This is a genomic window from Rhodococcus yunnanensis NBRC 103083 (assembly GCF_001895005.1).
GTDB classification, from domain to species: domain Bacteria; phylum Actinomycetota; class Actinomycetes; order Mycobacteriales; family Mycobacteriaceae; genus Rhodococcoides; species Rhodococcoides yunnanense.
Genome location: NZ_BCXH01000010.1, coordinates 118,099 through 140,020, shown reverse-complemented (window position 1 = coordinate 140,020; position 21,922 = coordinate 118,099). Strand labels below are relative to the sequence as shown.

Here is a 21,922-nt window from a genome sequence, read left to right as displayed (position 1 = left end):
TTGAGCTGCCGAGCAGGATGCGTCAAGTAAAGATGCTGCGGCCAGGCTTTCACTGTACTTGGGCACGCTGTGCCGCCACTATCAGAGATTCGCTTCTCACCCGGCTTTGGACGGGTGAGACGGGCGCCCAGAACCTAATTGCCCGGCGATCCATTGCTTTCTGAATCGGCACCCTGATTGCTTGCTTCGTAACCGTTACCTGAGCTTGGTTCACCATGCGTGCTTGTTGCGGGACGAGCTCGCCCGTGGATCCTTTGCGCGGCGTCGCCTACCCGGCATGCAAAAGCCATTCCAGCGCAATTGATCTACCGGTATCGCGACGTATCTGACGGCGACCAATAGGCCTCGAGTCGAGGCCTGCAGGCCTCGCGTTCAGGTGCGGGGATCGCGCGCGGTGGACGCCGCAAGTCCTTCTGCTCGACGCGTGGGACACACGTGCTCGTTTCTACATCGAGCTGCTTAATTAAGGCGCGGTCAACGCACGTTGCGGATCGAGACTCCAGGTCCTATCAAGCACCCAGGGAGTCGCGGCGGGCCGGACTGATCTTTCTCATCTGAAACGATGAGGTTCGGGGAGGATGGCGTTGGCGAAGCGACGTTTGTAGGGGTAGCGGCTGTCGACTCGCTTCCAATGCTGGTCGCGGACATCCCGAAATAGGTTGCGGTGCCTCATAACCCAGTCTTTGGATAGAACGACACCAGAACGAAGTCATGAGCCATGGCGAGATGCCGCCGCCACCGGAGGTCGCAGAGGATCTCGGCGAGTACGACGGCCTCGGGCGTCACCAGCAGTGACGTAGCCGCATCCGAGGCCGACAATGTTAGAGCCCGTCGGTCCCACCGCGCGTGCAGGTGGTCGAACCCGGCAGCCCGGCGGGTGCCCCAATCCTGGTGGTGCCAGCGGGTGACGATCGCTGTTGCGCAACAGAATTGTTGGCGCGCCCACGCGTGGTCGGAGGTAGCGGCGAGCAACCGGCCCCATCGCCGGTGCGCGGTGATGATCTCGACGTTGCGGGAGAGATCGACCATCGGCACGGCCGATCACCCCGGCGTCCATCACCGCCATCACATCGAGTGGTGTCGCATCCATCTGCACCTGCTCACCCGGCCTCGCCGCCGTCGTGGCGGTGTAGACGCGGTCGGGTTTGAGCGCTGTCGTGCGCCGAGTCGTGGCCGTCCCGAACGTATGTCTGCCCTTGGACAAGGTGTCCAACAACCGGTACAGCGTTGTCCGCGAGGGCATCTGCACTCCCCTGGACCGTGTTGCTCGTCGAGCAGATCGCGTACCCGGCGGACTACTCGTGAACGGGTGCCCGTCGAGGTGCCGGTTTGGGCGGCGACGACCGTATGTGCGGCCTCGACCACTCGCTCGTCGACATTGCCGGTCAGCGTGCGTCCACGTGCCGAGCGGGTATCGACCAACCCCCAGAAGCCCTGGTCCCGGTAGCGGGCTCGCATCCGCTCCGAGAACTGACCCCGGAGACCGACTGCGCGCGCACGGGTGCGGAGCGCACTAGATCGAGCCCATGTCAGCGGACAGCCAGTGCTTCGGGTCGAGGTAGAACGAGACCTGCGGGCCCATGGTCTTTTCGAACTCGAGGTACCCGTCGACCTTCTCGGGCGCGAGGTAACGGCTGGCCATTTCGCGGGACTTCTCGGGTGAACCCGGCTCTTCACGCAACACGGGACCGTCGATGGCGACGTATCGGATGGTGGGTTCGACTCGCTCGACCATCAGGCTGAATTGACCTGCAGCCCTTATGAGTTCGGCCTTCTTGGAGTCCTTGCCGGTGAGCACCCAGGCCTCGCCGCCCGAGGTGTACTGGTACCAGATGGGTACCGTCAGCGGTCCTCGATCAGTGCCGGCGAAGACCGACAATGCCGCGATGTGCGGCTCGGACAGAAACTCTTCACGTTCCGATTTCGACAGTGGCATGGGTGCAAGCCTAGGTCGGTTTCTACAGCTCGTCGAAGGGTTTCGCGTACTGAAACTCGCCGTTCACCGGGCCGTCGGTGAGTTGCAGTGCCTGGAAGTAGTCGCCCCACGCCGAATCAGGTGACTTCACACCCACCTCCGACCCCGCACGGAAACCGAAGCGCGAGTAGTACTCGGGCTCGCCGAGCAGAGCGAGCACCCGTTCGTGCAGTGCTTCCGAAGCCCCGATCAGCGCATACATCAACGCCTGCCCGACGCCTCGGCCCTGGAACTCGGGCAGAACCGCCAGCGGCCCGATCCCGATGGCCTCGGTGTCGCCGATGCACCCGACCGTCCCGATGACGTATCCGACGATCTGCCCGTCCGTCACGGCGACCAACGAAAGCTCGGGCAGGTAACCGTCGTCGAACAGTTTCTGGGTGAGGCCCACTTCGGTGGGCTCACCGGAGTCTTTCCGGAACGCGGCGCGGATGACGTCGAGAATCACGGGCCGGTCGGTGGGGCGTTCGCGTCGGACGATCATGCGAGCAGTGTGCCCGAACCCCTCCCGCAAACGCACGTGCGTTTGTGTGGGTGGTGGGGTGTTGTCCGCCGTTTCCCGCAAACGCACGTGCGTTCGTGTGGGTGGTGGGGTGTTGTCCGCCGTTTCCCGCAAACGCACATGCATTTGCGGAGGGACGGGAGGGACGGGGATGCGGCGATCAGCGGACGCGAAGGACGATCTCCGTCGGATGCGCGTCGGCGGGAGTGTCGATGGCGTTTCGAATCGCCCGCGCAACGGTCGAGGCCTGCAGGAACTTCGAGCCGTCGTACTCGTTGCCCTCATGGGCGACGATCGCTCGCTGCATGTCGGTGTCGATCCGCCCCGGGTGGACCGACGTCACGCGCAGCGATGGCTCCTCCTGACGAAGGGCGTCGCCGAATGCACGCAACGCGAACTTCGACGCCGCATACGCGCCCCACCCCGGGTTGACGCGCAAACCGGCGCCGGAGTTCACGAGCACAACGTGACCGCCTGCCCGTCGAAGTGCAGGTAACAATGCCTGCGTCAGGGCGACGACGGCCAGCACATTGCTCTCGTATTGAGCGCGCCAGTCCGAGATCGAAGACTCCTCGATCGTGCCGAGCTGCGCGACGCCTGCGTTGTGCACCAGTACGTCCAGCGACTCGATCTTCTCGACGGCGGAACGAACGGCGTCGTGGTCGAGAAGATCCACCGGCCATGGCGTCGAACCGGGTAGTTCCGACGCCACCGCAGTGAGCGAGTCCGCCGATCGACCCCCGAGATACACCTGGTGGTCCGACGCCAATGTTCGTGCAATTTCGGCCCCGAGACCTCTGCTCGCACCCGTCACCAAAGCTGTCGAAGTCATGGCTGCAGCCTAGATCGGCGCATGGGCGGGACCGGTAGGCCCACCCGGTCACCTGCAGCCCCACCCACCGCACGAATGCGTGTGCGTTTGCGTGGGGTGGTGGGTGGGACCTGGCGATCTGCACGAATGCGTGTGCGTTTGCGTGGGGTGGTGGGCGGGACCGCCCGATCTGCACGAATGCGTGTGCGTTTGCGTGGGGTGGTGGGTGGGACCGCCCGATCTGCACAAATGCATGTGCGTTTGCGAAAAAGGGGCAGGGGTGGTGGGCGGGCGTCAGTCGAACGTCATTCCCGCCTCGGCTGCCATGGACATGGTTGTACTTCCCCCGTCGAGGGATTCGCGGATGATGTCTGCGTGCCCGGCGTGCTGGGCGATCTCGCGGAGGATGTGCAGCAGGGTGAAGCGGGCCGACTGCCAGGTCCGCTCGGGAGCCCAGGGGGCGGTCGGGAGCGGAATCTGCTCGTCGAGATTCAGCGAAGCCAGGGCGGTCTCGGTGTCGGCCGCGACCTGCTCGAACTCGGCGAGAAGTCCAGCGACGGTCTGATCGGGACCCAGGACGTACTCAGTGCCCATGCGGGACATGTCGAACTCGGAGTGCTCGTCCATGTCCGCAATGATCTTCATCCAGCTTCGTTCGTTGCTGACGACGTGATTCAGCAGTCCACCGAGGGTGAGTTCGCTGACGGTCGTCCGCTCCCTGGCCTGCTCGTCGGTGATGCCCTTGACCGTGTAGAGGAAGTTCTTACGCTGATCGGCGAGCATTCGCGCGATGTCGGCCTTCTCACCCGTGAGAGTCATCTAATTGCCTTTCGTTGCTGGTGAGGACAACACTAAGCATGATTGCGGACAGTTATGGTCCTCGATCAATTCGGTGTCTCGATGGGCAGAAAACAGTGATCGGTCGCAAACTGGAACCATGGGCGACCGTGGATTCACCTCGACACAGTTGGCCGCGCGGGCTGCCTACCTCCTCCGCGGTAACGACCTGGGCACGATGACGAGCGCCGCGCCTCGGCTCTATCCGCACATGTGGAGTTGGGATGCGGCATTCGTCTCCGTCGGGTTGGCTCCGCTGAGCGTCGAACGCGCCGTCGTCGAGCTCGATACGCTGCTGTCCGCGCAGTGGAAGAACGGCATGATTCCGCACATCGTCTTCGCCAACGGTGTCGACGGCTATTTCCCTGGTCCTGCGCGGTGGGAGACGAGCGAACTCGCGGTGCATGCCCCGCTCGGCCCGCAGACGTCGGGCATCACCCAACCGCCCGTCCACGCCATCGCCGTCCAGCGCATTCTCGATCACTCACGCAGGCATGGCCGGACCACGAGGGCCGTCGCCGAGGAGTTCCTGGACCGTCGCTGGGAAAATCTGGTCCGTTGGCACCGCTGGCTGGCCGAGGCACGCGACATCGAGGGCAGCGGACGCATCACCTTGTTCCACGGCTGGGAATCGGGCATGGACAACTCACCGCGATGGGACTCGTCGTATCGCAACGTCGTCGCCGGTGCGATGCCGCCGTACGTGCGCAAGGACGACGCCGTCATCACCGACGCCTCGCAACGCCCGAGCAACAACGAGTACGACCGCTACATCTGGCTCGTCGAGGAGATGAAGCAAGCGGGATACGACGACACAGCGCTCGCGGAGAAGATGAGCTTCGCGGTCGAGGACGTGTTCGTGAGCGCCATCTTCGCGATGGCCTGCGATGTGCTCGCGACGATAGGCGAGGAGCATTCGAAGCCCAATTCCGACGTCCGAGAACTCCGAGGGTGGGCCGAGAAGTTCCGCAAGGGTGTCATCGCGACGACGGATCAGCGGTCCGGCGCCGCTCGCGACTACGACATCCGCGCGGGACGGTGGATCAGTACCGAAACCATCGCGATGTTCGCACCCCTTCTGTGTGGCGGACTTCCACGTGAGCAGGAACGCAATCTCATCAGAACGTTCGAGGGCACGCGATTCTGCGGGCATCCGGACCTGCGTTACGCAGTTCCACCGTCCACATCGCCTGTCTCACGTGACTTCCGCCCGCGTGAGTACTGGCGCGGACCGGTGTGGCCCGTCATCACCTGGTTGTTCTCCTGGGCGTTCTCGCGCCGCGGTTGGGCCGAACGGTCGCTGAACCTGCGCGAAGAAGGTCTGCGGCAGGCCAGCGACGGTAGCTTCGCCGAGTACTACGAGCCTTTCACCGGCGAGCCGCTCGGAAGTATGCAGCAATCCTGGACGGCGGCAGCAGTTCTCGACTGGCTGGGCTGACGCGTCGACTGGCTGGGGTGACGCGGGATTCTGTGATCACTCACCATTGAGCGATCGTCCCGGACTCCCTAGCATCAGCTCGATGGCCATCAAACGCGCGCTCGCACCGCTTCTGCTCGCCGGTACTCTCGTCTGCGGGCTTCCCGCGGTCGCGTCGGCCAATCCGCAGGGCCCTGATGTGTCGTCGTGGCAGCACATCGACGGCACGAAGATCGACTGGTTCGCGGTCCGCGCGTCCGAGCACGAGTTCGCGATGGTCAAGGCAACCGAGGGCTTGAACTACGTCAACCCGTTCTTCGTTCAGGACTGTCTTGTCATGCGGGTCGCCGGAGTGGCTCGCGGCGCGTATCACTATGCGGACGTGAGCCTTTCGCCGGAAGCTCAGGCTGCGTTCTACTCGACGGTGGTGCTCGGCATCAACGGCGCTGGTGACATGCCGCCTGTCCTCGATCTGGAGAACTCGCGTGGGCTGGCGCCCGCGCAGCTCATCGACTGGACGCACCGATACCTGAACACCGTGCAGGCGTTGACCGGTCGGCAACCGATCATCTACACCTACCCCAACTTCTGGCGTACCGCGATGGCGGACACACACGAGTTCAACAACTACCCGCTGTGGATTGCGGACTACAACGGCGGCAACGCCCCAGGCCCGCTGCCGGGCGGCTGGTCGAACTGGATGTTCTGGCAGTTCACCGACAACGGTCGTATCCCGGGAATCGATGCCCCCACCGACATCAACAGCTACAGCGGATCCGGTGGGGACATCAGGCAACTCGCTCGCTGGTAGGGCGTCAGCGCAGGGCCCGTTCCAACGTCGGCCACGACGCGCGCAACGCATCCTGCCAGTACATCCACGAATGGGTTCCGGGGAGTCCGAGATCGAAGTCGGCCGGAATCTGCAGCTCGTCGAGCCGCTGCTGCAGTCGCATGGAGCATTCGTTGGTGATGGCTTCGATGATCCCGCCGACGACGACCTGATCCGCGAGCGGAGGCGAGCCCGCAGGCCGGACGACGCCTGGCATCTCGTAGGGTCCCGGCAGCCCGGTTGCGTTGGAGACGAACAGTTCCAGACCGCGGAGCTTCTCGGCATTGACATACGGGTCGTGTTCGACCCACCGCGGATCGCCGTCGGGTCCCCACATGTTGTCGGTACTTCCCTGACCGCGCGCTTCGACGAGCAATCGGACGAAGTTGCGTGCCATCGGATCGGATGTCTGCGCGCAACCGCTGTACGACGCCACCCCGCGATACAGCCCTGGTGCTTGAATCGCGAGATCGAGTACCGATCCAGCGGACATCGACAGCCCGCCGATTGCATTGACGCCGTTGGCATTCAACGCCGCATCGAGAACGGGAGGTAGTTCCTGAGTGAGGAAGGTCTGCCACATGTTGCGGCCGAGCGCCGGGTCGTCGCGTTCCCAGTCGGTGTAGTACGACAGATAGCCGCCGACAGGGATCACGACGTTGACGTTCTTGTCACCGAAGAACGAGGCGATGTCGGTCTGTCGTAGCCAGTTGGCGCCGTCCTCTCCGCCACCGGCGCCGTTGAGCATGTACAGAGTGGGCTGCGGGACGGAGGTGTCGGCGGGTCTGAGGACCTCGAGTTGAATGATCCGATCCATCGACGGCGAGTGGACGAATACGTCCCACCGCCGGTCGTCGATCTTCTCGATGTGGTCGAGCGAACCCGTCTCCGCGGGAGAAGGTTCGGCGATCGCCACCGATACAGGTATCAGGAACAGTGTCGCGAGCGCTGCGATTGCCGCTCGCCCCAGACAGTTCACCGTGCGACCGCCGTCCGCGTGAGATGGCGTGCAACAGAGGGACCGTACGCCTTCAACGCAGGTGCCGACGTCATTTGCCAGTGCGTGTGTGCGATCGATACGTTCCAGATCTCGCCGCGCACATAGGGATACCACGTCGGAAGCCCGGCCTCGTCCTCCGCGCCCGCGCTGACGAACAAGACGTCGCCGTCGAACACCCCCGGTCGGTGTCGGATGGCCATCTCGTGGTTGTGGCGCGCCGACGCCAACAGGCGCTCCGCGGCAGAGCCGTCGAGGATGCCGGATCCCGCTGCCAGCGCAGGCAGAGAGTCCAGCCCGACGAGCTGACCCTCCGTCCCAGGCAACGTCACACCCACCGCGTCGAGCAGATCCGTTGCAGGAACTTCGGTGTCCCAGACGTCGATCTGTTGCACGGCGTGGCTGTCGAGCAGGATCAGCGATCCGACGGGTTTGCCTGCGGCTCGAAGTCGCACGGCCATCGCGTGTGCGATCGTGCCACCGAGTGACCACCCGAGTAGATGGTAGGGCCCGTCCGGTGCGACGCGCTCTATTTCCTCGATGTAGCGCTGGGCGAGATCGTCGAGCGAGGAGGGCAGATCCGTCGGCCCAGGGGTCTGGATGCCGTAGATCGGTCCGTCGGTGTACTGGTCGAGTCCGGTGTAGCACCAGGACAATCCGACGATCGGGTGGATGCAGAAGAGCGGCGCACCGCTTCCCTCGGTGCGGATGGGGAACACGATGTCGAAGGACGACTCTGCGCCGCCACCAGTGTCCACCAGTGCAGCAATGGATAACGGCACTGGATCGGCGAGGAACGTCTGAAGCGGAAGATCGACGCCGGTCGAGTTCCGTAGCAGGGTCACTGCCCGCATCGCGGCGAGCGAGTTTCCTCCCAGTTCGAAGAAGTCGTCGTCTGTTCCGACCGTTTCCATTCCGAGTACCTCCGAGAAAATTGCAGTGACTACTTCTTCGGTGTCGCTGGTGGGTGCGCGGAAGCCGCCGGTGAATTCCGGTACGGGAAGAGCGCCGACATCCAGCTTTCCGGTCGGCGTCCGCGGGATGGTCTCGACTGTCACGACGGCAGAGGGAACCATGTAGTTCGGCAGCATCTTTCGTAGGTAGGCCCGCAGGTCGTCCGCGGTGGTGCCGAGTACGTAGGAGACGAGAATATCGTCCCCGGACGGACCGGGCCTGCCGACGGTGACGGCGAAGTCCACGCCGGCGTGCGTCGCAAGTGCAGCGTCGATCTCACCCAGTTCGATCCGGAATCCGCGGATCTTCACCTGTGCGTCGCTTCTGCCGCGGTAGTGGAGCCTGCCGTCCGGTGTCCATCGAACGACGTCGCCTGTGCGGTACATCCGTCCCGAGCCGAATGGGTTCGCCACGAAACGTGCACTGGTGGTGCCGAATCGCTCGTGGTAACCGCGGGCGAGTGCGGGCCCGGCGACGTACAGCTCGCCGGGAACTCCCACCGGAACGGGGCGTAGCCGTCCGTCGAGGACGAGCGCCTCGAATCCTGCTACCGGAGAACCGATGTCGACCGGATCGCCCGCGGTGAGTCTGCCGAGCGTCGAGATGTCCGTCGCCTCGGTCGGACCGTACCCGTTGAGCATCACCCGTCCGGGTGCCCATCGTGCAACGAGTTCGGGGCTGCACGCCTCCCCGCCCACGCATACGACGCGAAGCGTGTCGAGCTCGGTCGGATCGAGAGTAGACAGGGCCGACGGTGTCATCAGCGAGTGGGTGACGCCCTCGGATCGGATGAACTCTGCCAGTTCGTCGCCGCCGAGTAACTCGGGTGGGCTGATCACCAGTGTCGCCGCAGCCGACAACGCGGAGACCATTTCACCGACCGCCATGTCGAAACTCGGGGACGTGTTGTGCATGAACCGTGAGCTCGGGGTGATCTCGTGCAACTCGCGCCGCGTGGCCGCCAGGTTCGCGATGCCGCGATGGGTCACGACGACACCCTTCGGTACTCCGGTCGAACCGGAGGTGTAGATCATGTACGCCGTCGTGTCGAGGGTCACGGGAGCGCTGAGCTCGTGATCCTGCACGGGATGCTCCGGCGCACTGTCCCATTCGGCCAGCACGTCGTCGCTGTCCAGCTCCAGCCAGGTGATTCCGCCGGGAAGCGACGAGCGATGCGATCCGAGCGCGATACCCATGACGGCCCGTGAATCGGACACCATGTGCGCGATCCGATCCGGTGGGTAGTTCGGGTCGACGGGCACGTACGCGGCACCGGTCTTGGTGACCGCCCAGACCGCCAGAACGGACTGCGCCGACCTCGGAAGTCCGAGTGCGACCACCGTTTCAGGACCGATGCCGTATCCCAGAAGGACTCGGGCAAGACGGTTCGACGCCCGGTCGGCCTCCCGATAGGTGTGATCGATTCCGTTCCATCGCATCGCAATTCCGTCCGGGTTGGATGCGACGGCGTCATCGATCGATTCGGCGAGCGTTCTCGGTGATACGGCTGCGGGTCCGTGCACCGGCGTCAGGGACGCCAGATCCGATGGATCGAGTATGTCTATGTCCCCGATCTGCCGAGACGAATCCGCCACCACGGCAGCGAGGATCGCCTGGAACATCTGCGCGAAGCCGGCGACGGTGTCATTGTCGAACAGGTCGGTGCTGTATCGCAGTGCCCCGTGCAGACCCTCGGTCATCTCGGTGAGCGTGAGGGCGAGATCGAACCGCGTGACCCCGGATTCGTACGGGAACTCCGCGACGGTGAGGCCTGGTAGTTCGATGCCGGAGGGCCGTTCGTGTTCGTAGGCGAGCAGCGCCTGAAACAGAGGCGAGTGCGATGTCGACCGAGTGGGCCGCACTGCGTCGACGACCTTCTCGAACGGGATGTCCCCGTGCTCGAGGGCGCCGAGATTGGTGGCGCGGACCTGCTGCAACAGGTCCGCGACGGTGTCGGTGGCCCGAATCTCGCTACGCAGAACGAGGGTTCCGACGAACATTCCCACGATGTCGGCGAGCGCACCTGCCGCCCGCCCGGACACCGTTGTCCCGACGGCGATGTCGGTCGTCGCCGACAGTTTTGCCAACAGAATCGCGTATGCCGCGTGCACGAGCATGAACACCGAGATGCTGTGGCGGCCCGCTACCGATCGAAGCGCAGCCAGCTCGTGAGGCTGCAGGTCGAACTCGACCACCGATCCCCGGCCGGAGGCGCGCGCAGGCCGTGGTCGGTCGGTGGGTAGTTCCAGCAGTTCCGGCAGACCGTCGAGGGTGCGCCGCCAGTAGTCGAGTTGTCTCGATACGACCGAGTCCTGATCGTCCTCGGATCCGAGCACCGAGTGCTGCCACAGGGCGAAATCGGCGTACTGGACAGCCAGCGGCTCCCACGAGGGACGTCCGCCGTGTGCCCGTGCGGCGTATGCGGCGACGAGGTCTCGCGACAGCGGTCCCATCGACACCCCGTCTGCGGCAATGTGATGCACTGCGAGGACGAGGACATGGCAGTCCTGGGCGGTACGCAACAGGCGCCCGCGGACGGGAACCCCTGCGGTGACGTCGAATCCGCGGCCGAGGACCGCCGCGACCTCCGACAGAACCGATCGCTCGTCGACGTCGTACGGCCGAAGATCGAGCTCGACGTCGGCAGGGCCGAGAATCACCTGGTGCGGTTCGTCGGCGAGCGGATAGACCGTCCGAAGTGACTCGTGCCGATCCAGAATGTCGTCCACCGCGGCAGACAACGCAGCGGTATCGAGAGTTCCGTTCAGACGCACCGCGAATGCGATGTTGTACGCGGCCGATTCCGGAGCCGACCGATTGAGCAACCACATCCGAGTCTGCGCTGCGGACAGCGGGATTCGATCCGGCCGCGGCCCCGCGACCAACGGCGGCAGGCTCGCACCGCGCGAGGCAGCGTCGACGACCACGGCCAGTTGCGCGACGACGGGAGCATCGAAGAGGGCCCGCACCGGCAGCGCCGTCCTGGCGCGTCCGTTGATCTGTCCGATCACCCGGGTCGCGACGAGGGAGTTTCCGCCGAGGTCGAAGAAGTTCTCGCGTACGCCGACCTGATCTCTCCCGAACACGGACGCGAAGACCTCCGCCACCAGGGTCTCACCGTCGGTCCGCGGTGCGAGGAACTCGGCGACGGCGACAACGGGATCGGGCAGAGCCGACCGATCGACCTTGCCGGACGGAGCGAGAGGGATGCGTGCGATCACGGTGATGGAGCGAGGAACCATGTGCGACGGGAGGCTACGGCGAGCGTGGTCGGTCAGTGCCTCGATATCGAGTGCATGACCCTCCGCAGGGACGACGTATCCGACGACACTGTCGGCATGTACCGCGGACACCGCATGTTCGACGCCGGGGTGCCGGGAAAGGACCGCGTCGACCTCACCGAGTTCGATGCGGAATCCGCGGACCTTGACCTGTGCATCGGCTCTGCCGTGGTACTCGAGTGTGGATCCGACCATCCGAACTCGGTCCCCCGTGCGGTACAGGCGCGAGGATGCCGAGAACGGGTCGGCGACAAAGCTCGACGCCGTCAGAGACGCGCGGCCGTGATAACCCCGCGCGAGCGCCTCGCCTGCGACATAGAGTTCGCCGACGACCCCTGGCGGTACGAGGTGGAGTCGCGCGTCGAGTACGTACGCGTCGATGCCACGGACCGGGGTACCGATGCGGATGGGTGCGGCCGCGTCGAGGGGGCCGTCGATCGTGGTGACGATTGTGCTTTCGGTCGGTCCGTATGCGTTGTAGAGCGACACTCGATCCGCCCAGATCCGCACGAGCTCGGGCCCGCAGGCCTCGCCGCCGACGACGAGAGTCGACAATCGAGGCAGGTCGCCCGGGTCGATGGTCGCAGCCGCGGCAGGTGTCAGGAATGCGTGGGTCACCTCGGCCATGGCGGACGCCAGCTCGGTGCCGCCGTAGATGTCCTGGTCCACCACCGTCATCGACGATCCGGCGCCGATGGCCATCAGAAGTTCGAGTATCGACGCGTCGAAGCTGGCGGAGGCGAAATGGAGTGTGCGACTGGAGCTGTCCAGATGCAGGCGCTCGACCAACTCGGCCGTGAGATTGGCGAGCCCGGTGTGGGTGACGGCGACCCCTTTGGGGATCCCGGTCGAGCCGGAGGTGTAGATGACGTACGCGGTGTCACCTGGATGCAGGGCACGTGTTCGGTCGTGGTCGGAGATGGCGGCTGCCGGACCCGGTGCCGCGGCGAGCTCTGTCGGATCGAGCCACTCCACGTCGCCGATGTGCACCGAGTCCGAGATGCCGAGTGTGACACCGGAGTCGGTGAGCATGTGCCGGATTCGGTCCGCCGGATAGCGGGGATCGATCGGGACGAATGTGGCACCGGTCTTGGCCACCGCCCACAGCATCGTGACCGAGACGAGGCCGCGGGGTAGGGCGATCGCGACCACGTCGCCCGGCCCGGCCCCTCGTGCGATCAAGTGCCGTGCGATCCGGGTGGAGGCGTCGTCGAGCTCGGGATAGGTGTATGTCGCGGTCGGTGTCGTGACCGCATGGCCGCCACCGGAAGCCAGCACTGCGGCGGACATGATGGCAGGCAGGGTTCGTCCGCGCAGTGCAGGCCTGCCGCGCAGCGCCGATCCGTCGCGCGAGACGATGTCGCCGACGACGACGGCCGGGTCCGAGGTGACGGCCGTCAGAATCGACACGAACTGCTCGGCGAACGACTCGACGGTGCTGCGGTCGAACAGATCCGTTGCGTAGGTGAAGGTTCCGCCGAGATCGGCGGAGTCGATCCCGAGCTGAAGATCGAACTTCGATACCGAGGCCACCGGATCGAGCGGGCTCACGGTCAGGCCGGGGAGCTCGAGCGTCGGCACCGGATCCTCGAGGGACAGCATCACCTGGAAGAGCGGATGATGGGCGGTCGAGCGAGGCGGGGCCACTGCGTCCACGACCCGATCGAAAGGTACGTCCGCGTTGGCGTACGCGGCCAGATCCCGGTCGCGGACAGCGGTGAGCAGTGCGGCGAACGACGACGACGGATCGAAGTGCGTGCGCAAGGTCAGTGTTCCGACGAACATGCCGACGAGATCGTCCACAGCACGTTCACCGCGTCCCGCGACCGGTGTTCCGACGGTGATGTCCCGCTCCCCGGACAGACGGGCGAGCAGCACGACGAGGCTCGCGTGCAGAACCATGAACTGGGTCGTACCCGTGGCGGCGGCAAGGTCCGCGACGGCGCGACGGGTGTGCTCGGGGACTGTGAAGGGCACCGCGGCACCTCGATACGAGAAGACCTCGGGATGCCGACGGTCCGTCGGAAGAGCAAGGCGATGAGGGACGCCGTCGAGTTCGTCTGTCCAGAAGGCGAGTTGGCGAGACAGCACCGATTCCGGGTCGGTCTCCGAGCCCAGGACGGCCATCTTCCACAGGGTGTAGTCGGCGTACTGAACTGCCAACGGAGACCAGGCCGGGGCGATGCCCTGAGTGCGAGAGGTGTACGCAAGCATGACATCTCGTGCCAGCGGACGCATCGACCAGCCATCCGCGGCGATATGGTGTGTCACGACGAGCAGAACGTGGTCGACGGGTGAGATCCGGAACACCCGTGCCCGTACCGGGGGGTGGGCGGTGACGTCGAATCCGTGTGCGGCCGTGGTGACGAGCGCGCCGGGGAGCAGGCTCTCGGTGGTGTCGAGTATCGGAACGTCGAGTTCGATGGAGTCGAGGACGACCTGGTGGGGCCCGTCGGACCCGTCGGGGTAGACGGTACGCAACGGCTCGTGTCGGGCGACGACATCGGTGAATGCGTGGGTGAGAGCATGGGCGTCGATGTCGCCGGTGAGCCGGACGGCGCCTGCGATGTTGTACGCACCCGACGCCGGATCGAACCGATTGAGCAACCACATCCGATGCTGCTCGGGAGCCAGTGGGATACGCGACGGCCGGTCCGCCGCGGTCAACGGAACCGCGGACGATCCGGCTCCGATCCGGGCCGCGAGGCCGCGCACCGTCGGATTGTCGAAAAGCTCGCGCACACTCAACTGCGCACCGAGTTCGGAGTTGACGCGCGCAATCACCTGGGTCGCGGTCAGCGAGTTCCCGCCCAGCTCGAACCAGCTGGTCGTTGCTCCGACATCGCTGCTGCCCAGTACCTCCGCGAAGATCAGTGCCACGGCGACCTCGGAGTCGCCTGCAGGCGGTTCGGACGGCGCGATGGTCGACGTCGGTCGGGGTAGCGCGGCCCTGTCCAGCTTTCCGTTCCGCCCGAGCGGCATGTGCGCAAGTTCGACGAACTGTGTGGGAACCATGTACGGCGGGAGTTCGGTCTCGATGCGGGTGCGTATCCGATCGGTGTCGGCGGTGCCGCAGACGTATGCGATGAGCCTGCCGCTCGGCCCGTCGCCGTGCATCGTCACGACGGCCGAGGTGACTCCCGGTGTACGCAGGATCGAGGCCTCGATCTCGCCGAGTTCGAGGCGCTGGCCGCGAAGTTTGACCTGAAAATCGTTACGGCCCAGATATTCCAGCTCACCGGAGAGGTTCCAGCGGACGAGATCACCGGTCCGGTACATTCTGCCGCCGTCGCCGAAGAGATCGGCGACGAATCGGTCCGAGGTCAGAGCCGATCGGGTGACGTAGCCTCGTGCGAGCTGAACCCCGGACAGGTAGAGCTCGCCGGTGGCACCGATCGGTACGGTCCGCAGTGCCGAATCGAGGACACGGACACGGGTGTTCCAGACCGGAGCGCCGATCGGAACCGCACCCGCCGTGCGGCCGTCGGTTCGGTGGTACGTGACGTCGACGGCGGCCTCGGTCGGGCCGTACAGGTTGTGCAACTCGGTGTCGAGTGCGGCGTGGGTTCGAGCGACGGTCGATCGAGGAAGGGCCTCACCGCTGGCGAAGATCTGCCGCAGCGACGTGCAGTGCGCGGGATCGCCGTGTGCAAGAAAGAGATCCAGCATCGACGGTACGAAGTGGGTGGTGGTGATGGCCTCGTCGCGAATCAGACCCGAGAGGTACCTCGGGTCTCGGTGTCCCTCGGGTTCGGCGATCACGGTACGTGCACCTGCCAGGTGTGGCCAGAAGAGTTCCCATACCGATACGTCGAATGTGGTCGGAGTCTTGTGCAGTACCACGTCACTCGGGTCGAGTGGGTACCGGTCCTGCATCCACAGCAGCCTGTTGACGATCGACCGATGCGATACTGCAACACCTTTCGGCCGTCCCGTCGAACCCGAGGTGAAGATGACGTAGGCGGTGTTCTCGCCCCGGACGACGCCGCGACGCTCGCGGTTCGACAGTGCGGTGGTGCGAAACGCCGAGAGGTCGAGTGCGCGTGGGTCGATGACCGGTACGGCACTGTCCATGCACGAGCCGAGGACGACGGCGGGTGCGGCGGTGTCGATCATGTGCGCGAGGCGAGCGGCAGGAAGCCCCGGGTCGAGCGGCATGTAGGCAGCCCCGGCATGGATCACGGCGTGTATCGCGACGAGCTGATCGATCGATCGTGGCAACGAGATCGCGACGACCGACTCGGGGCCGACGCCGCGGGACACGAGGAAGCGCGCAAGGCAGTGCACACGTGCGGCGAAGTTGGCGTAACCGAGCGAGCGGCCGTCGAAGACGACGCATGTGTTGTCGCCGTGGCGAATCGACGCCGACTCCAGTAGTTCGACGAGGGTGAGCGGTGGGACGTCGTGTTCGGTGTACGTCCCTGTCGTGGCCGCACGCTCGTGCGGCCCGAGTACGTCGATGTCGATGACACGGGCGGAGGGCCCCGAGGCCATCGCCTCCATGACTCGCTGCAGGCGTTCGGCGAACGTCGAGACCTGGGCTTCGGTGAAGGCGTCCGGTGAATAGCGCAGCGTCATGGCCGGGGTGGGTTCGAGGACCGTGACGAGGGTCAACGGGTAGTGCGTGGAATCGGCGACGTCGATTCCGAGCACACGCATACCAGCGATGTCCGTCGTCTCGGTTAGTGCACTGTGATCGATCGGATACGACTCGAACACCGCAAGGGTGTCGAAGAGGGCACTCGGACCGGCCGCGGCCTGGATCTCGGCGAGCCCGACATGGTGTACGTCGAGCAGTGCGGCTTGTTCGTGCTGGACCCGTCGGGTCAGTGTCTCCACCGTGTCGTGGACGTCGGTGCGAACGCGCACCGGAAGGGTGTTGATGAACAGTCCGAGTGTCTCGGTGGCACCGGGCACGTCGCCGGGTCGCCCGGAGACGGTGGCACCGAAGACGACGTCGAGACGCCCGAGGGCACTGGACAACACGATCGACCATGCGACCTGCACGACCGTGTTGACCGTGACCGACAGCGAGTGCGCCAACTCGGTGACCGCGGCACCGTCGAGTCGGACCGAGACGTCCTTGGGAAGCGAGTTCGAGCCGATCTGCTGATCCGTCAGCAGCGTCGACTCGGAGATTCCTGCCAACGCGCTCTGCCACCGCGATACCGCCGTCGCCGCATCGAGACGCGTCAGCCAGGCCAGGTAGTCGCGATAGCTGGGCGCCGGCACGGGAATCGGGCCGTCGGCGGCGTAGAGGACCAGCAGGTCCTTGATGAAGATCGGCATGGACCACCCGTCGAACAGAATGTGGTGGTTGGTGACGACCAGCAGTGTGCGCTCGGGGGCGTGCACCAGAGCGAAGCGCAGCAACGGCCCGGTCGACATCTCGAACGGCCGTGCGCGCTCGTCGTCGATGATCGACTCGAGGTCCTCGGTGCGTTCCTCACGCCACGGAATCTCGGTGTCGCGCTGAACGATCTGCACGGGGAGGCCCTGCGCATCGGAGGCGAACGACACGCGCAGCGAGTCGTGCCGCTCGATCAGCAGCCCGGCCGCGCGGCGTAGACGTGCGCCGTCGACGTCGCCGCCGAGATCGAACACGATCTGTGCGGTGTACGGATCGATTCCGCCGCGCGTCAGATCGGCGTGGAACAGCAGGCCCCGCTGCAACGGTGCGAGAGGCCAGACGTCGTCGATCCGCCCGAATCGAGATTCCCAGAGCTCCAGACGGGCCTGATCGACGGTCACCAGCGGTACGTCGCTCGGTGTGAGACCACCCGCTCCTGGCTGCCGTGCACGCTCGACCACCGCGTCGATCGCCCGCTGCCACAGCGCGGCCAGAGCATCGGCATCGTCGACCACGCCTGTGGGGCAACCGATACGGGCGGAGATGGCGCCGTCCGCCACTGCCACATCGATCTGCAGAACGAACTCGGTGGCGAGGTCGCGGCCACTGTCGTCCGCCGTCGACACCGTCAGGTCGGGTATCCAGCCGAACTCTCGTGCGGCGTCGGGAACAGCGGTGGTGATCCGGCCCAGATAGTTGAAGCCGATGTTCGGCCGAGGGAGATCGTCGAACGCACCGGTTGCTGCGAGCAATCCGTAGCCCGCGCCGCGGCCGGGGATGCGTCGAGCCTGCTCCTTGACGGTCTTCGCCAACGAGTCCAGATCACCGCTCGGGGCGGAGAGCCGAACCGGGTACGTCGTGGTGAACCATCCGACGGTCCGTGTCAGATCCGCACCGGGGATCGACGGTTCCTCGCGCCCATGACCTTCCAGTTGCACGAGGTAGGACGACGACGGTCGCCACCGCGACAGGGCGACGATCAACGTGGTGAGCAGCGCATCCTCGGCGCCCATGCGATAGGTTCCGGTGACGGACCCGAGAAGTGCGTCGGTGGTCTCCGGTGAGATCGACATCGTCGTGTACCGGGTGCTCGCCCCGGTGTCCACACTCGGATCGAGAGAACGTGTACCGATCCGGCCGACGGGGCCGTCGAGTACGGCTCGCCATGCGGGCACGCTGTCGACCGGGTCGAGCTCGTCGACCGAATGCGCCCACCTGCGCATCGAGGTCTCGACGGCAGGCAGTGTCACCGCGGCGGCGCGCTGCGACCACGCGGTCGCGAGATCGGGTACGAGGATGCGCCAGGAGACACCGTCGATGACCAGATGATGGGCGACCACGACGATCCGATCGACGCCGCCGGTGACGTGTACGACCGCGAGCATGACACCGTCGCGGGGGCGAAGCCGCTCTCCTGCGCGGCGGACGACCTCGCCGATATCGCTTGGGTCATCTACTGTTTCATGAGACACGAGTGCTTCGGCATCGACGGTACCCGGCGGTGCGACGACCAACTCGCGGTCCACGAGCCGAGACCTGAGGGCGTCGTGATGATCGAGAATCGCCGCGACGGTCCGCACCAGATCGTCGTGCTGCAGATCGGGGGGCGAGAACAGAACGAGGGACTGGTAGAAGGTGTCGAGTGCGGCGGGATCGGGAGTTCGCGCCAGCAGGTTTCGGACGATCGGCAGCACGGGCATCGCGCCGACGCCTCCACCCGGGAGCTCCTCGAGTCGAACTCGTTGGGCAGCGGCACGCGCGACCCGTGCGAGACCGGCCACGGTCCGCTGCTCGAACACGTCCCGCGGCGTGAACACGATGCCCGACGCCTTTGCCTGCGAGACGAGTTGGATGGCCACGATGCTGTCCCCGCCGAGGGCGAAGAACGAGTCGTCGATGCCGACGGTGTCGGTGCCCAGAACCTCGCCCATCGCGTCGGCGATGATCTGTTGTACCGGGTCGGTCGCGCGGCGGAAGGGTGTGTCGGTGGCAGTGTCGACGGGGTCGGGCAGCGCGGAGCGATCGACTTTGCCCGACGGGGTGAGCGGCACCGAGGTCAGCTCGACGATGTGCGTCGGGACCATCTGTGCGGGAAGGAAATCCGACGCCAGATCCAGCAACGATTCGGGGTCGAACCGATGGTCGGGTTTGATCTTGACGTAGGACACGAGTGTGGAGGCGCCGCGATGTGTGGCGATGGTGGAGACCACGAAATCGGCCGACTGATGCCAGGAGAGGACGGCGTCGACTTCACCGAGTTCGATACGTACGCCGTGCAGTTGGATCTGGAAGTCGCTGCGCCCGATGAACTCGAGCCGAGCCCGATCAGGATCGGGTCCGGTCCATCGAACGATGTCCCCGGTGCGGTACAGCCGTTCCCCCGAGCCCTGCGGGTCGGCGACGAAGCGCAGTGCGGTCAGACCGGTGCGGCGGTGGTATCCCCGAGCGAGCCCTGGTCCGCCGAGATACAACTCGCCCGCGGTTCCGACCGGGACGGGCCGCAGCCATCGATCGAGCACCAGCGCCGAGGCGCCCTGCAGTGGTCGCCCGATGGTGATCGCGCGCGGGTCGGTCTGTACACCGGTCTCGGTGATGACGATCGTCGTCTCGGTGGGGCCGTAGGTGTTTCGCAGGTCGGCGTGACCGCGTAGACGATCGACGAGATCGGGCGGGCACGCGTCACCACCGACGACGACCGAGCGCAGCGATCGCACGTTCTGCACGTCCACCGTCGACAGGAGTGCAGGTGCCGTGATGATGTGGGTGACGTTCTGCTCGCTGAGCAGGTCGGTCAGTTCGGTGCCGCCGTATACCTCGGCGGGTGCAACGACCATCGACGCCCCGGCGCTGAATGCCGCCAGCATCTCGAAGATCGACGCGTCGAAGCTGGAGGACGAGAAGCGCAGAACGCGTGATTCGGTGGTCAATGCGAGTTCGGGGCGTCCTTGCGCGGTGAATGTGCCCAGGGCTGCGTGCGTGACGACGACACCTTTGGGCGTACCCGTCGAACCGGAGGTGTAGATCATGTACGCCGGGTGTGCAGGAAGCAGTGTCGTCCTGCGTTCGTCCGCGACGATCGGCGCGGACGAGCGTTCGCCGATCTCGGTCTCGAAACTCGGGTCGTCCACTGCAAGCCAGTGCACACGATCCGGTAGGCGTTCGGCGACCTCGCCCGTGGTCAGGCCGACGAGAACGCCCGAGTCCTCCAGCATGTGGGCGATGCGTTCGCTCGGATACGTCGGATCGATCGGTACCACTGCCGCGCCGGACGCTGCGACGGCCCAGAAGGCGACGACGGACTCGATGCTGCGAGGAAATGCCACCGCAACACCGGTTTCGGGGCCGGCGCCACGAGAGATCAACGCACGTGCCACGGAGTTTCGGCGATCGTTCAATTGCCGATAGGTGAGGCTGCGGCGACCGTCGACCAACGCGGTGCCGTCGGGATGGACCCGGACGCCGCGATCGAGGATGTCGGTGAGCAGCACGGGTTCCACGGCTGACGGCCCTCGCGCAGGCACGAGTGCGCGGTTCTCTGCGGGATCGAGGGCGTCGAGACGTCGGACGAGGTCCTCGGGTTCGGCGGCGAGAAACTGTGCCAGCAGGTACACGAATCGTCGGTACAGATCCTCGAAGACGTCCTGGCTGTATATGTTCGGGTTCGCCTCGAACACGATGCGTGAGCGTCCACCTGCGGTCGCCGGATAGATGTCGACCGACAGATCCTCGACCGGACCGGTGGAGAGGACGTTGAAATGCCCTGTGAGCGTGCCGAACCGGACCTCCTTGTCGTACGCCATGATGTTGATGGCCGGACCGAAGAACCCGCGATGTTCCTGCGACGTGGACAGGTCCCGGCGGATGTCCTCGGCCCGGTACCGCTGGTGCCGGAGAGCGCCGGTCAGCTCCACCTGCACGCTCTCCACCAGATCGGACACCGTGGTGTCGGTCCCGATGTGCGCACGGATCGGCAGGACGTTCGAGATCATGCCGCCGGAGCGCCGAAGAACGGCCGTGGTCCTACCCGCAACGGGGAGACTGAGAACGATGTCGTCCGACGCCGTCATCCTGGACAGGAACGCGGCCACAGCAGCCACGGTCAGCGGTGCGAACGCCGAGCCGAGCCTGTCGACGGCCCGTTGGAGTGCATTCTCCAGGGTGTGCGGCAGCGGTTCACCGCAGATGCGTGAGCGCGCGGCAGGTGGGGCTGCGATCCCGGTCAGGCTGGTGGGCACGGGAAGCTCGCGAGTCTTGCTCTGCCAGTACGCGGCGTCCTTGGCGAACCGCGGCGACGAGCGGTACTCCTCCTCGGCGCGGTAGACGTCCTCGAGCAGACCGGCTCTGGACGGTGCAGGATCGGTCCCGGCGGCGACGGCCGTGTAGATCTCCGCAGCCCGGTTCATCAGCTGCACCGCTCCGTACCCGTCGAGCGCGATGTGGTGGACGTGCGAGTACCAGAACGTGCGGTGCTCCCCCACGCGCAACGTCGCAGCCTGCAGAAGGGGACCCTCGACGAGGTCGACGGGCTCGGAGTAGGCGGACTGCATCCAGGCGAGTGCGGCCTGCACGGGGTCCTGCTCGCCCGTGAAGTCGATCTCCACCGTGGTTTCGGCCCCTGGGGCATCGACGGCCTGAAGGGGCTCGCCGTCCACCTCGATCAGCCGTAGTGAACCGGCGCCGAGCTCGCGCGCTGCGCGGCGTGCCGAGTACCGCATCAGGTCGGCGTCGATGTCACCGTGGATGTCGATGTAGTTCGCGATGGTGATCGGGGTGTCCGGCATCAAGTGCTGGGCGAACCACAATCCGCGCTGCGCCGCGGTGAGCGGAAACGGCTCGGAGCTCGCGGCGGGTGTCCGGTCGACGTCGTCTTCACGGAGTACGTGGGATTCGACCGATTCCACTTCTGGTTCTCCCTGGTTTCGGGAGCAATGGCACCGGCTGCGAAAGATACTGGAATTCGGCAAAGCGC

9 protein-coding genes are annotated in these 21,922 nt (G+C 65.6%); 2 read left to right on the top strand and 7 right to left on the bottom strand.

The features are described from left to right. Positions 1-669: 669 nt before the first annotated feature. From RY1_RS17100 to RY1_RS17080, 5 genes are all read right to left on the bottom strand, one after another. On the bottom strand, positions 670-1,035 hold the full coding sequence (locus RY1_RS17100; protein ID WP_072805119.1) for a hypothetical protein: 366 nt from the start codon (positions 1,033-1,035) through the stop codon (positions 670-672). A 478-nt stretch (positions 1,036-1,513) separates the two neighbouring features. Then, positions 1,514-1,936 (bottom strand): pyridoxamine 5'-phosphate oxidase family protein, encoded by a 423-nt coding sequence (locus RY1_RS17095; protein ID WP_072805117.1) that lies wholly within the window; start codon positions 1,934-1,936, stop codon positions 1,514-1,516. A gap of 22 nt (positions 1,937-1,958) precedes the next feature. Further along, positions 1,959-2,459 (bottom strand): GNAT family N-acetyltransferase, encoded by a 501-nt coding sequence (locus RY1_RS17090; RefSeq protein ID WP_245819715.1) that lies wholly within the window; start codon positions 2,457-2,459, stop codon positions 1,959-1,961. Positions 2,460-2,637: 178 nt separating this feature from the next. After that, on the bottom strand, positions 2,638-3,309 hold the full coding sequence (locus tag RY1_RS17085) for an SDR family oxidoreductase (RefSeq protein WP_072805116.1): 672 nt from the start codon (positions 3,307-3,309) through the stop codon (positions 2,638-2,640). Positions 3,310-3,582: 273 nt separating this feature from the next. Next, entirely contained in the window at positions 3,583-4,107 is a 525-nt protein-coding gene (locus tag RY1_RS17080) for a DinB family protein (RefSeq protein ID WP_072805114.1), read from the bottom strand. Between the two features lie 118 nt (positions 4,108-4,225). Between RY1_RS17080 and ggh the strand changes: the two genes are divergently transcribed. Together ggh and RY1_RS17070 are read left to right on the top strand one after the other, a co-directional pair. After that, positions 4,226-5,563, top strand: a complete 1,338-nt coding sequence (gene ggh, locus RY1_RS17075; protein ID WP_072805112.1) for a glucosylglycerate hydrolase — start codon at positions 4,226-4,228, stop codon at positions 5,561-5,563. 82 nt (positions 5,564-5,645) lie between these two features. Continuing rightward, positions 5,646-6,353: a glycoside hydrolase family 25 protein gene (locus RY1_RS17070; protein ID WP_072805091.1), complete on the top strand. Its 708-nt coding sequence runs from the start codon at positions 5,646-5,648 to the stop codon at positions 6,351-6,353. A gap of 4 nt (positions 6,354-6,357) precedes the next feature. Here the strand turns inward: RY1_RS17070 and RY1_RS17065 are convergent, their stop codons facing one another. Both RY1_RS17065 and RY1_RS17060 read right to left on the bottom strand, forming a co-directional pair. Next, positions 6,358-7,350, bottom strand: coding sequence for an alpha/beta hydrolase (locus RY1_RS17065; protein WP_371829484.1), 993 nt, complete (start codon positions 7,348-7,350; stop codon positions 6,358-6,360). Continuing rightward, complete coding sequence (locus RY1_RS17060) at positions 7,347-21,854, bottom strand: non-ribosomal peptide synthetase (RefSeq protein WP_072805089.1); 14,508 nt, start codon at positions 21,852-21,854, stop codon at positions 7,347-7,349. Before RY1_RS17060 ends, RY1_RS17065 begins: the two co-directional genes overlap by 4 nt. Positions 21,855-21,922 lie beyond the last annotated feature (68 nt).

Excerpts from the sequence above, each read along its gene's own strand:
- RY1_RS17095 (WP_072805117.1), bottom strand. The coding sequence starts at position 1,936 with ATGCCACTGTCGAAATCGGAACGTGAAGAGTTTCTGTCCGAGCCGCAC.
- RY1_RS17090 (WP_245819715.1), bottom strand. The coding sequence starts at position 2,459 with ATGATCGTCCGACGCGAACGCCCCACCGACCGGCCCGTGATTCTCGAC.
- RY1_RS17085 (WP_072805116.1), bottom strand. The coding sequence starts at position 3,309 with ATGACTTCGACAGCTTTGGTGACGGGTGCGAGCAGAGGTCTCGGGGCC.
- RY1_RS17080 (WP_072805114.1), bottom strand. The coding sequence starts at position 4,107 with ATGACTCTCACGGGTGAGAAGGCCGACATCGCGCGAATGCTCGCCGAT.
- ggh (WP_072805112.1), top strand. The coding sequence starts at position 4,226 with ATGGGCGACCGTGGATTCACCTCGACACAGTTGGCCGCGCGGGCTGCC.
- RY1_RS17070 (WP_072805091.1), top strand. The coding sequence starts at position 5,646 with ATGGCCATCAAACGCGCGCTCGCACCGCTTCTGCTCGCCGGTACTCTC.